Genomic DNA, 12,194 nt, shown 5'->3' on the forward strand with positions numbered 1-12,194 from the left:
CCCGGCTGGAAGTGGCGACACGATGAGTTCATCGAGCGCTTTTTTGTATGAGCCGCGCGCCGCGTTTTATACCGAGAACAGGGGTAAAAAGCAAAAGATAAATGTGCGTGTTGCCAGGGCCGTCAGGAATTATTGCCAGACGTAATTTCAACTGAGTGAGAGGTTAGTCAAAAAAAACTGGAAATCGGGTGAAGAAGTGACCTAAAATAGACGTCCAGATGTTAATCCATCTATACTGATTAACACTCATACTGCCAGTGTCAAAAACCTGCAGGCCTTGGTAGAATTATCTCCTTTGGCTAATCCACACAGCAGCTTGAGCTAACCAAATTCCTCTTAGGTGAAATAAAACATGGCAAAACACCTGTTTACGTCCGAGTCCGTATCAGAAGGACATCCTGATAAAATTGCTGACCAAATCTCCGATGCAGTGCTGGACGCGATCCTGACCCAGGATCCTAAAGCGCGCGTAGCGTGTGAAACCTATGTCAAAACCGGCATGGTTCTGGTTGGCGGTGAGATCACCACCAGCGCATGGGTTGATATCGAAGAGATCACCCGTAACACGGTGCGTGAGATCGGCTATGTGCATTCTGATATGGGCTTTGATGCCAACTCCTGCGCGGTACTGAGCGCAATTGGTAAACAGTCCCCAGACATCAACCAGGGCGTTGATCGTGCCGATCCACTGGAACAAGGCGCGGGCGACCAGGGCCTGATGTTCGGCTATGCAACCAACGAAACCGACGTGCTGATGCCAGCACCTGTGACCTACGCACACCGTCTGGTGCAGCGTCAGGCTGAAGTGCGTAAAAACGGCACCCTGCCGTGGCTGCGCCCGGATGCAAAAAGCCAGGTGACCTTCCAGTATGACGACGGCAAAATCGTCGGGATTGACGCGGTGGTTCTGTCTACCCAGCATTCCGAAGATATCGATCAGAAATCCCTGCAAGAAGCAGTGATGGAAGAGATCATCAAGCCGGTTCTGCCGACCGAATGGCTGAGCTCTGCAACCAAATTCTTCATCAACCCAACCGGACGCTTTGTTATCGGCGGCCCAATGGGTGACTGCGGTCTGACCGGTCGTAAAATCATCGTTGATACCTACGGCGGCATGGCGCGTCACGGTGGCGGTGCGTTCTCTGGTAAAGATCCATCAAAAGTTGACCGCTCTGCGGCGTATGCTGCACGTTATGTTGCGAAAAACATCGTTGCTGCAGGTCTGGCCGATCGTTGTGAGATTCAGGTGTCCTACGCTATTGGCGTCGCTGAACCAACCTCCATCATGGTTGAAACCTTCGGTACTGAGAAAGTCCCTTCAGAACAGCTGACGCTGCTGGTGCGCGAGTTCTTCGACCTGCGTCCATACGGTCTGATCCAGATGCTGGATCTGCTGCACCCTATCTACAAAGAAACCGCTGCATACGGTCACTTTGGTCGTGAACATTTCCCATGGGAAAAAACCGACAAAGCCGCTCTGCTGCGTGAAGCTGCCGGTCTGAAATAATCGACTGACAGTTGTTGTTTAAAAGGCCAGCCTTCGTGCTGGCCTTTTGCATTTTAGAGATAATGGAATCGATTACACCACACTGGATATACCCCGATTTCAGAAAAATCTCTTTGCATGATCGCCTTTCTTCTGCTGTTACATCTCATTTCAGTTAAGTCTGAAATGTCGTCTTTCGCGATGCACCTCACCCAATTTACCTCTATATTTTCAAAGCGTTAATTTTATTGACGGTCACAAGTTAGTGTAACCGATTACACCATTGTGATTTGTCTCACATATTTTTGCGGGTCGCTCACCTACCCTTAATATCAATAAAACTGATAACCCAACTGGAGGGCATAATGCCTGACAATAAAAAACAGGGGCGTACGTCCAACAAGGCGATGACTTTCTTCGTCTGCTTCCTCGCAGCCCTGGCAGGATTACTCTTTGGCCTGGATATCGGCGTGATTGCCGGCGCGCTCCCCTTCATCACCGATGAGTTTCAAATAAGTGCCCACACTCAGGAATGGGTGGTGAGCTCCATGATGTTCGGTGCAGCGGTTGGTGCGGTTGGCAGCGGCTGGCTCTCGTTCAAACTGGGCCGTAAAAAAAGCCTGATGATCGGCGCTATTCTGTTTGTGGCCGGTTCACTGTTCTCGGCGGCGGCACCAAACGTAGAGGTCCTGCTGGTCTCCCGCGTGTTGCTGGGCCTCGCCGTGGGCGTTGCCTCTTATACCGCCCCGCTTTACCTGTCAGAAATCGCCCCTGAGAAAATCCGTGGCAGTATGATTTCCATGTACCAGCTGATGATCACCATCGGTATTTTGGGGGCCTACCTTTCCGATACCGCGTTCAGCTACAGTGGCGCATGGCGCTGGATGCTCGGCGTGATCATCATCCCGGCAATTCTGTTGCTGATTGGTGTTTTCTTCCTGCCGGACAGCCCGCGCTGGTTTGCCGCCAAACGCCGCTTCGTTGATGCAGAACGCGTGCTGCTGCGCCTGCGTGATACCAGCGCAGAAGCGAAAAACGAGCTGGAAGAGATCCGCGAAAGCCTGAAGGTGAAACAGTCCGGCTGGGCGCTGTTTAAAGAGAACAGTAACTTCCGTCGCGCCGTATTCCTGGGCGTGTTATTGCAAGTGATGCAGCAGTTCACCGGGATGAACGTCATCATGTACTACGCGCCAAAAATCTTTGAACTGGCGGGTTACACCAACACCACCGAGCAGATGTGGGGTACCGTCATCGTGGGTCTGACCAACGTGCTGGCGACCTTTATCGCCATCGGCCTGGTTGATCGCTGGGGACGTAAGCCAACGCTGACGCTGGGCTTCCTGGTGATGGCGGCCGGTATGGGCGTCCTCGGTACAATGATGCATGTGGGTATTCACTCACCAACAGCCCAGTACTTCGCGGTAGGCATGCTGCTGATGTTTATCGTCGGGTTTGCGATGAGTGCCGGCCCGCTGATCTGGGTGCTGTGCTCCGAAATTCAGCCGCTGAAAGGGCGTGATTTTGGTATCACCTGCTCAACTGCGACCAACTGGGTGGCAAACATGATTGTCGGCGCAACCTTCCTGACAATGCTCAACAGTCTGGGGAATGCCAACACATTCTGGATTTACTCTGGTCTGAACCTGTTCTTTATTGTTCTGACTATCTGGCTGGTTCCAGAAACTAAACACGTTTCACTGGAACATATAGAACGTAACCTGATGAAAGGTCGTCCGCTGCGCGAAATCGGCGCCCACGACTAATCCCCTCACGGGGAGGTGCCCCTTGCACCTCCCCGCTTCGCGTTTTATGCTCTGCCCCTATGAAAGCACCCCGTCTCCCCATTGCCATCCAGCAAGCCGTTATGCGCAGCCTGCGGGAAAAACTCGCCCAGGCGAACCTGAAGCTCGGCCGCAATTATCCTGAACCCAAACTCGTCTACCAGCAGCGTGGAACCGCAGCGGGCACAGCGTGGCTGGAGTCTTACGAGATCCGCCTTAACCCGGTGTTAATGATGGAAAACCAGCAGGCGTTTATCGAGGAAGTGGTTCCGCACGAGCTGGCCCATCTTCTGGTGTGGAAACACTTTGGCCGCGTCGCGCCCCACGGAAAAGAGTGGAAATGGATGATGGAAGCCGTGCTCGGTGTTCCGGCTCGCAGAACCCATCAGTTCGAGCTGGAATCAGTACGCCGCAATACCTTCCCTTACCGCTGCCAGTGTCAGCAGCATCAGCTCACCGTTCGCCGTCACAATCGCGTGGTGCGCGGCGAGGCAACCTACCGCTGCGTCAAATGCGGCGAGCCGCTGATCGCGGAATAATCAGCTGAACTTTCAGGAACTTTCCTGATCTGACTGATTGCATACAGGAACAACATTCGTTACGTTGCGGGCTCGTTTTGACACGGAGTGTAAGATGTCCCGTAATTTCTCTCTCGCGGTCGCTTTTCTGGCGACGGCATTCTCAGGCCATGTGCTGGCCGATGGTATCAACAGTTTCTCTCAGGCTAAAGCGGCCGGTGTAAAGGTCAACGCTGACGTGCCAGGCGATTTCTACTGCGGCTGTAAAATTAACTGGCAGGGTAAAAAAGGGGTCGTTGACCTGGAGTCCTGCGGCTATAAAGTGCGTAAAAACGAGAATCGCGCCAGCCGCATCGAATGGGAACATGTTGTGCCAGCATGGCAGTTTGGCCACCAGCGTCAGTGCTGGCAGGATGGCGGACGTAAAAACTGCGCCAGCGACCCGGTTTATCGCCAGATGGAAAGCGATATGCATAACCTGCAACCCGCCGTGGGTGAAGTGAACGGTGACCGCGGCAACTTTATGTACAGCCAGTGGAACGGTGGCGAAGGCCAGTACGGACAGTGCGGTATGAAGGTTGATTTTAAAGAGAAAGTCGCCGAGCCACCTGCCCGGGCGCGCGGTAGTATCGCCCGCACCTACTTCTATATGCGTGACCGTTACGACCTCAACCTTTCGCGCCAGCAAACCCAGCTGTTCAATGCATGGGACAAGCAATACCCGGTGACGGAGTGGGAATGCCAGCGTGATGAGCGTATCGCTAAAGTTCAGGGGAATCATAACCCTTATGTCCAGCGGGCTTGCCAGGCGCAAAAGAGCTAACCTACACTAGCGGCAATTCGCTTACATCGCATGACTAATGGAATTTCTGACTATGCGCATCCCTCGCATCTACCACCCTGAACTGATTACCGCAGGCCGCGAAATCGCCCTGTCTGATGAAGCCGCCAACCACGTTGGCCGCGTGCTGCGCATGGGTGCTGGCCAGGCCATACAGCTATTTGACGGCTCTAATCAGGTTTTCGACGCCGAAATCACACGCGCGGATAAGAAAAGTGTCCACGTAAATGTGCTGCGTGGCGAAGTGGATGACCGTGAATCGCCGCTGCATATTCATTTAGGCCAGGTAATGTCGCGCGGTGAAAAGATGGAATTTACCATCCAGAAATCGATTGAACTGGGTGTAAGCCTCATTACGCCACTTTTTTCTGAGCGCTGTGGCGTTAAACTGGATGCGGAACGTCTGAACAAAAAGATCCAGCAGTGGCAGAAAATCGCTATTGCGGCCTGTGAACAGAGTGGCCGCAACCGTATTCCGGAGATCCGCCCGGCGATGGATCTGGAGGACTGGTGTGCAGAAGAGGACAGTGGGCTGAAGCTCAATCTTCATCCGCGCGCCAGCGCCAGCATCAATACGCTGCCGCTGCCCGTTGAGCGCGTACGCCTGTTGATTGGCCCGGAAGGTGGCCTGTCGGCCGACGAAATTGCGATGACGGCACGTTACCAGTTTACTGATATTCTGTTGGGACCTCGCGTTCTGCGCACTGAGACAACGGCACTCACGGCCATTACCGCGCTACAGGTACGGTTTGGCGATCTGGGTTGAAGCATTAACGGAGAAGAACATGATCAAGCTCGGCATCGTGATGGACCCCATCGCAAACATCAATATCAAGAAAGATTCCAGCTTCGCAATGCTGCTGGAAGCGCAGCGTCGTGGCTATGAACTCCACTACATGGAGATGAACGATCTTTACCTGATCAACGGTGAAGCTCGCGCGCGCACCCGCATCGTTAACGTCGAGCAGAACTACGACAAATGGTATGAATTCGGCACCGAGCAGGATATTGCGCTTGCCGATCTGAACGTCATCCTGATGCGTAAAGATCCACCGTTCGACACCGAATACATCTACTGTACCTACATCCTTGAGCGTGCCGAAGAGAAAGGCACTCTGATCGTCAACAAACCGCAGAGCCTGCGCGACTGTAACGAGAAGCTCTACACCGCCTGGTTTTCTGACCTGACGCCGGAAACCCTGGTGACCCGCAGCAAGGCGCAGCTGAAGGAATTCTGGCAGAAGCACGGCGATATCATCATGAAACCGCTGGATGGGATGGGTGGTGCGTCAATCTTCCGCGTGAAAGAAAGCGACCCGAATATTGGCGTGATTGCCGAAACGCTGACCGAACTCGGCACCCGTTACTGCATGGCCCAGAACTACCTTCCGGCCATTAAAGATGGGGATAAACGTGTTCTGGTCGTGGATGGCGAACCGGTTCCTTACTGCCTTGCACGTATCCCACAGGGTGGAGAAACCCGTGGCAACCTGGCGGCAGGTGGCCGCGGCGAGCCGCGTCCGTTGACAGAAAGCGACTGGGAAATTGCCCGCCGTGTCGGCCCGACGCTTAAAGCCAAAGGTCTGATTTTTGTGGGTCTGGATATCATTGGCGACCGCCTGACCGAAGTGAACGTTACCAGCCCGACCTGCATTCGTGAAATCGAAGCAGAATTCCCGATTTCGATTACCGGAATGCTGATGGACGCGATCGAGAAACGTATCCAGAAATAACTTACTAATACTATTAGTGACAGCCCCACAGTTTGTCCGCATACTGGGTGCTGTCGCTTTTTAAACCAGGAAACAGTACCTCTGACAATGAATTTACAGCATCACTTTCTTATTGCCATGCCTGCTCTCCAGGATCCGATTTTTCGCCGCGCCGTGGTTTATATTTGCGAATACAACGAAGACGGTGCGATGGGTATCATCATCAACAAACCGCTGGAAAACCTCCAGGTTGAGGGGATTCTGGAAAAGCTGAAAATTTCGGCTGAAGCGCGCCTGCCGGAAATCCGGCTTGATAAACCGGTGATGCTGGGCGGACCGCTTGCAGAAGATCGTGGTTTTATCCTGCACACGCCGCCTGAGTTCTCTTCCAGTATTCGAATCTCTGATAATACCGTCATCACAACCTCACGCGACGTGCTCGAAACGCTGGGAACTGCAGAGCAGCCTTCTGAAGTACTGGTGGCGCTGGGCTACTCGTCATGGGAAAAAGGCCAGCTTGAGCAAGAGCTTCTCGATAACGCCTGGCTTACGGCACCTGCGGACATGAATATCCTGTTTAAAACCCCTATCGCCGATCGCTGGCGTGAGGCGGCGAAACTGATTGGCATTGATATTCTGACCATGCCTGGCGTAGCGGGGCACGCCTGATGAGCGGAACACTTCTGGCCTTCGATTTTGGTACGAAAAGCATCGGTGTCGCCGTGGGTCAGCGCATCACGGGTACTGCCCGTCCGCTAACGGCTCTGAAGGCCAACGACGGCACGCCTGACTGGAATCTGATTGAGCGTCTGCTCAAAGAGTGGCAGCCGGATGATGTTATCGTTGGACTGCCGCTGAATATGGATGGTACAGAGCAGCCACTGACCGCCAGAGCGCGGAAGTTTGCCAATAAAATCCATGGCCGCTTTGGCGTCTCCGTGAAGCTTCACGACGAGCGTCTTAGCACTGTCGAAGCGCGTGCGGGTCTGTTTGAGCACGGGGGTTTCCGGGCGCTCAACAAAGGCAGCGTAGACTCTGCTTCTGCCGTCATCATTCTCGAAAGCTATTTCGAACAGGGCTACTGAGCACAGGGAGCCTGAAGTCGCCCCTGTACCCGCCTCTCTGCCAGGCTCTGGTCAAAGTTCTGCATCCCCGTTTGTTGACCGGTTTGAATGATGCCGGGCAGTTGCCATGTTTTTCCTTCACGAATGAGATTCGCCGCGGCAGCGGTATTCACCAGTAGCTCATACAGCGCCACGCGACCGCCCTGTAGATCGGGGAGTAGCTTTTGCGCCAGCACCGCCCGCAGGCTGCCGGCCAGTTGATTACGCACCGGATCTTTCTCCTGAGCCGGGAACGTATCGACCAGCCGTTCAATCGCCTGGGATGCACCGCGCGTATGCAATGTTGCCAGCACCAGATGCCCGGTTTCAGCCGCCGTCAGCGCCAGGCGGATCGTTTCGCTGTCGCGCAGTTCCCCCAGCAGAATAATGTCAGGATCCTCGCGTAATGCGCTACGTAGCGCCTCGGCGAATGACGGACTGTGTTGGCCAATCTCTCGCTGCTGTATCAGGCAGCGTTCACTCTGGTACATAAACTCCACCGGATCTTCGAGCGTCAGGATATGGCCGTCAGTATTGCGGTTGAGAAAATCGACCATCGCCGCCAGCGTGGTGGATTTGCCGCTGCCGGTCGCCCCCGTGACCAGAATCAATCCGTTGTCGTTCGTTAGCAGTTCCGGCACAGCCCGTGGTACTCCCAGCGAAGAGAGTTGCGGACAGCTTCGCGGCAACAGCCGTAGCGTCACAGAGACCCCCTTCATCTGTTTAAAGGCACTGCCGCGCAAACGCTGGCCTCCTGCAATGGTTACGGCAAAATCCACCTGCCCGTTTGCCCACCAGGCTCCTTGCTGCTCTTCGTTGAGCCATGCTTTTAGCAATGACTCGACATCAGGGGGCGGAAACGGTGCCGGTTCAAGACGGCCTAATCTGCGCCATCGGGGTGGTGAATCACTGCACAGGTGTAGATCGGAGACGTTATGCTTTACACTAAGGGCCACAATTTCTTCCACATCCATAGACTACTCCTCGGAAAATGAACGACATTGCGCATAACCTGGCACAGGTCCGGGACAAAATCTCAGCTGCAGCAACACGTTGCGGCCGTGCTTCAGAAGAAATTACGTTACTTGCAGTCAGCAAAACTAAGCCTGCGAACGCCATCGCAGAAGCAATTGATGCTGGCCAGCGGGCGTTTGGCGAAAACTATGTGCAGGAAGGCGTGGATAAAATTCGCGACTTCCAGGAACAGGGGGTTGCGGATCTGCAATGGCACTTTATTGGGCCACTGCAGTCGAACAAAAGCCGACTGGTCGCGGAACACTTCGACTGGTGTCATACCATTGACCGTCTGCGCATCGCTACCCGCCTGAACGAGCAGCGTCCGGCTGAAATGCCCGCTCTTAATGTGCTGATTCAGGTCAACATCAGTGACGAAAACAGCAAGTCCGGCATTACTCTGGACGAACTGGATGCGCTGGCGGCTGAAGTCGCCGCATTGCCGCGTTTAACCCTGCGTGGGCTGATGGCAATACCGGCGCCTGAGTCAAGTTATGAAAGGCAGTTTGCCGTGGCACAGCAAATGGCTGTAGCATTTGAGGCGCTTAAATCGCGCTATCAAACGGTAGACACGCTTTCTCTGGGCATGTCGGATGATATGGAAGCCGCCATCGCGGCAGGCAGCACTATGGTGCGCATCGGTACGGCAATTTTCGGTGCGCGCGACTACTCAAAATAATAAGGAAACCTGAGGAACGCCATGAAGACGTTGACTTTCCTGCTCTCAACGGTCATTGAGCTGTATACGATGGCGCTTTTGCTGCGCGTCTGGATGCAGTGGGCCCGTGTTGATTTTTACAACCCATTCTCGCAGTTTGTCGTGAAAATCACGCAGCCTGTTGTCGGACCGCTGCGTCGTATTATCCCGGCAATGGGTCCCATCGACAGCGCTTCTGTGCTGGTGGCGTTTATTCTGAGCATTATCAAAGCGATTGTGCTGTTTATGGTCATCACCTTCCAGCCGATTATCTGGATTGCAGCGGTATTGATTCTGATTAAAACCGTCGGTCTGCTGATCTTCTGGGTGCTGCTGGTCATGGCAATCATGAGCTGGGTGAGCCAGGGTCGTAGCCCGGTGGAGTACGCGCTGATGCAACTGGCCGAACCTCTGCTGCGCCCGATCCGTAACCTGCTTCCGTCTATGGGCGGCATCGATTTTTCCCCAATGATCCTGGTTCTGCTGCTCTACGTGATCAACATGGGCATCGCAGAGTTGTTACAGTCCACGGGCGATATGCTGCTGCCGGGGCTGTGGATGGCGCTATGAGCGCAGTAAGCACCTGCGCTGACGGGCTGGTTTTGCGGCTGTATATTCAGCCGAAAGCCAGCCGCGACAGTATTATTGGACTGCATGGCGACGAGTTAAAAGTCGCCATCACTGCCCCACCCGTTGACGGCCAGGCGAACGCGCATTTGACCAAATATCTGGCAAAACAGTTTCGCGTGGCGAAAAGCCAGGTCATCATCGAAAAAGGCGAACTTGGGCGGCATAAACAGGTAAAAATCCTCAATCCGCAATCTATCCCGACGGAAGTCGCGGCTCTGACAGAACAGGACTAAACCATGCAGAAAGTTGTTCTCGCGACCGGTAATGCCGGTAAAGTACGCGAGCTGGCCTCGCTATTAAATGATTTTGGGCTGGATGTGGTTGCCCAGACCGAACTCGGTGTCGACTCAGCCGAAGAGACAGGCCTGACGTTTATCGAAAACGCGATCCTGAAAGCGCGCCATGCCTCGCAGATAACGGGCCTGCCCGCAATTGCCGATGATTCCGGTCTTGCCGTGGATTTTCTCGGTGGCGCACCGGGGATCTACTCCGCGCGCTATTCTGGCGTAGATGCAACCGACCAGCAGAATCTGGAAAAGCTGCTTGTTGCACTGAAAGATGTGCCTGCCGAACAGCGTACCGCGCAGTTCCACTGTGTGCTGGTGTATATGCGTCATGCGGAAGACCCAACCCCCATCGTCTGCCACGGTAGCTGGCCGGGTGTGATTACCCGTGAAGCAGCAGGCAATGGCGGCTTTGGTTATGACCCGATTTTCTTTGTCCCGTCTGAGGGTAAAACCGCGGCGGAACTGACCCGTGAAGAGAAAAGCGCGATATCCCACCGTGGACGCGCACTGAAACTGTTACTGGAAGCGTTACGTAATGGCTAATTTGCCACCTCTGAGTCTTTATATTCACATCCCGTGGTGCGTGCAGAAATGTCCGTACTGCGATTTCAATTCGCACGCGCTGAAAGGTGAAGTGCCACACGATGACTACGTTGCACATCTGCTGGCCGACCTGGATACCGATGTACCTTACGCACAGGGACGTGAAGTTAAGACCATTTTTATTGGTGGCGGTACGCCGAGCCTGCTGTCAGGCCCGGCAATGCAAACGCTGCTGGACGGCGTGCGTGTGCGCCTGAACCTGGCAGCTGATGCTGAAATCACGATGGAAGCCAACCCCGGCACTGTTGAGGCTGACCGTTTTGTCGATTATCAACGTGCGGGCGTTAACCGTATCTCCATCGGCGTGCAGAGCTTTAGCGAACCGAAGTTAAAACGTCTGGGGCGCATTCACGGCCCGGAAGAGGCGAAGCGTGCGGCAAAGCTGGCGACAGGCCTGGGCCTGCGCAGCTTTAACCTTGATTTGATGCACGGCCTGCCGGACCAGTCGCTGGACGAGGCGCTGGACGATTTACGCCAGGCGATTGAGCTGAACCCACCGCACCTGTCGTGGTACCAGCTCACCATTGAGCCGAACACGCTGTTTGGTTCCCGCCCGCCGGTACTGCCGGATGACGACGCGCTGTGGGATATCTTCGAGCAGGGCCATCAGCTTCTGACCGCTGCGGGCTACCAGCAGTATGAAACGTCCGCGTACGCGAAGCCGGGCTACCAGTGTCAGCACAACCTGAACTACTGGCGCTTTGGCGACTATCTGGGGATTGGCTGCGGCGCGCACGGCAAGGTGACTTTCCCGGACGGACGCATTCTGCGCACGGCCAAGACTCGCCACCCGCGTGGGTATATGGAAGGCCGCTACCTGGAGCGTCAGCACGACGTCGAGGCGGCGGATAAGCCGTTTGAGTTCTTTATGAACCGCTTCCGTCTGCTGGAAGCCGCGCCGCGTAAAGAGTTCGAACTCTACACCGGCCTGCCGGAAGCGGTGATTCGTCCGCAGATTGACGAAGCGCTGACGCAGGGGTATCTGACCGAGTGTGATGAATACTGGCAAATCACCGAGCACGGCAAACTGTTCTTAAACTCTCTTCTTGAGCTGTTCCTCGCTGAAGATCCCTGAAGGCTGATTCAGGATTTTGCATCCCGTTCTGCCAGCTGAGGGAAAGGCTGGCAAAGTGTGGGGATGGAAAAATCAAAACAACTTCGTAAACAAATGACGCCCGAAGAATTACGCCTCTGGTATTTGCTTCGAGGTCGTCGTTTCTTTGGGTATAAGTTTCGCCGCCAGATGCCGATTGGCGCGTATATCGTCGATTTTGCCTGCTTTAAGGCGAAACTGATTATTGAGCTGGATGGGGGGCAACATCAGGACGAAGAGGCCTACGATCAGCTGCGGACTGCGTATTTGAAAACTAACGGTTGGGAGGTTGTGCGGTTCTGGAATAATGAATTTCGCGTTAACGAAGAAGAAGTGTTAAATATCATTCTTCAACGACTGCAATGCCTGATGCCCTCACCCTAACCCTCTCCCCAGGGGAGAGGGAACTCTTACTCCCTCTCCCCTGGG

The 12,194-nt window shown here is 54.5% G+C and carries 15 protein-coding genes; 14 read left to right on the forward strand and 1 reads right to left on the reverse strand.

Features of this window, described 5'->3' with window-relative positions:
* The first annotated feature begins 352 nt into the window (after window positions 1-352).
* The 8 genes from metK to ruvX all read left to right on the forward strand — a co-directional run bounded on the left by metK (window position 353) and on the right by ruvX (window position 7,423).
* Window positions 353-1,507 carry a methionine adenosyltransferase gene (gene metK / locus ACJ9Y9_RS19430; RefSeq protein WP_028016974.1) on the forward strand — a complete coding sequence of 385 codons (1,155 nt, stop codon included), beginning with the start codon at window positions 353-355 and terminating at the stop codon, window positions 1,505-1,507.
* 344 nt (window positions 1,508-1,851) lie between these two features.
* Window positions 1,852-3,249, forward strand: coding sequence for a galactose/proton symporter (galP, locus tag ACJ9Y9_RS19435; protein WP_028018377.1), 1,398 nt, complete (start codon window positions 1,852-1,854; stop codon window positions 3,247-3,249).
* A gap of 59 nt (window positions 3,250-3,308) precedes the next feature.
* Entirely contained in the window at window positions 3,309-3,806 is a 498-nt protein-coding gene (locus tag ACJ9Y9_RS19440) for a SprT family zinc-dependent metalloprotease (RefSeq protein WP_028014364.1), read from the forward strand.
* 94 nt (window positions 3,807-3,900) lie between these two features.
* Complete coding sequence (gene endA, locus ACJ9Y9_RS19445) at window positions 3,901-4,608, forward strand: deoxyribonuclease I (protein ID WP_028018378.1); 708 nt, start codon at window positions 3,901-3,903, stop codon at window positions 4,606-4,608.
* A gap of 52 nt (window positions 4,609-4,660) precedes the next feature.
* Complete coding sequence (gene rsmE, locus ACJ9Y9_RS19450; protein WP_028018379.1) at window positions 4,661-5,392, forward strand: 16S rRNA (uracil(1498)-N(3))-methyltransferase; 732 nt, start codon at window positions 4,661-4,663, stop codon at window positions 5,390-5,392.
* 19 nt (window positions 5,393-5,411) lie between these two features.
* Window positions 5,412-6,359, forward strand: a complete 948-nt coding sequence (gshB, locus tag ACJ9Y9_RS19455) for a glutathione synthase (protein ID WP_028018380.1) — start codon at window positions 5,412-5,414, stop codon at window positions 6,357-6,359.
* An 87-nt stretch (window positions 6,360-6,446) separates the two neighbouring features.
* Window positions 6,447-7,007: a YqgE/AlgH family protein gene (locus tag ACJ9Y9_RS19460; RefSeq protein ID WP_028018381.1), complete on the forward strand. Its 561-nt coding sequence runs from the start codon at window positions 6,447-6,449 to the stop codon at window positions 7,005-7,007.
* Window positions 7,007-7,423, forward strand: a complete 417-nt coding sequence (gene ruvX / locus ACJ9Y9_RS19465; RefSeq protein ID WP_006811925.1) for a Holliday junction resolvase RuvX — start codon at window positions 7,007-7,009, stop codon at window positions 7,421-7,423. Before ACJ9Y9_RS19460 ends, ruvX begins: the two co-directional genes overlap by 1 nt.
* On the opposite strand, the gene ACJ9Y9_RS19470 is transcribed toward ruvX, so the two are convergent.
* Entirely contained in the window at window positions 7,417-8,415 is a 999-nt protein-coding gene (locus ACJ9Y9_RS19470; RefSeq protein ID WP_028018382.1) for a type IV pilus twitching motility protein PilT, read from the reverse strand. The genes ruvX and ACJ9Y9_RS19470 overlap by 7 nt on opposite strands.
* A 17-nt stretch (window positions 8,416-8,432) precedes the next feature.
* Between ACJ9Y9_RS19470 and ACJ9Y9_RS19475 the strand changes: the two genes are divergently transcribed.
* From ACJ9Y9_RS19475 to ACJ9Y9_RS19500, 6 genes are all read left to right on the forward strand, one after another.
* Window positions 8,433-9,134, forward strand: coding sequence for a YggS family pyridoxal phosphate-dependent enzyme (locus tag ACJ9Y9_RS19475; protein ID WP_028018383.1), 702 nt, complete (start codon window positions 8,433-8,435; stop codon window positions 9,132-9,134).
* A gap of 21 nt (window positions 9,135-9,155) precedes the next feature.
* Complete coding sequence (locus ACJ9Y9_RS19480; RefSeq protein ID WP_028018384.1) at window positions 9,156-9,722, forward strand: YggT family protein; 567 nt, start codon at window positions 9,156-9,158, stop codon at window positions 9,720-9,722.
* Window positions 9,719-10,015, forward strand: coding sequence for a DUF167 family protein YggU (gene yggU / locus ACJ9Y9_RS19485; RefSeq protein ID WP_028018385.1), 297 nt, complete (start codon window positions 9,719-9,721; stop codon window positions 10,013-10,015). Before ACJ9Y9_RS19480 ends, yggU begins: the two co-directional genes overlap by 4 nt.
* 3 nt (window positions 10,016-10,018) lie before the next feature.
* A complete protein-coding gene (locus ACJ9Y9_RS19490) occupies window positions 10,019-10,612 on the forward strand; it encodes an XTP/dITP diphosphatase (RefSeq protein WP_028018386.1) in 594 nt (197 codons plus the stop codon).
* Window positions 10,605-11,747, forward strand: coding sequence for a radical SAM family heme chaperone HemW (gene hemW, locus ACJ9Y9_RS19495; RefSeq protein WP_028018387.1), 1,143 nt, complete (start codon window positions 10,605-10,607; stop codon window positions 11,745-11,747). Before ACJ9Y9_RS19490 ends, hemW begins: the two co-directional genes overlap by 8 nt.
* A gap of 63 nt (window positions 11,748-11,810) precedes the next feature.
* Window positions 11,811-12,149, forward strand: a complete 339-nt coding sequence (locus ACJ9Y9_RS19500; RefSeq protein WP_028018388.1) for an endonuclease domain-containing protein — start codon at window positions 11,811-11,813, stop codon at window positions 12,147-12,149.
* Window positions 12,150-12,194: the final 45 nt, after the last annotated feature.

Source organism: Enterobacter sp. CPE_E1241 (genome assembly GCF_045618265.1).
In the GTDB taxonomy this organism is placed as follows: Bacteria; Pseudomonadota; Gammaproteobacteria; order Enterobacterales; family Enterobacteriaceae; genus Enterobacter; species Enterobacter adelaidei.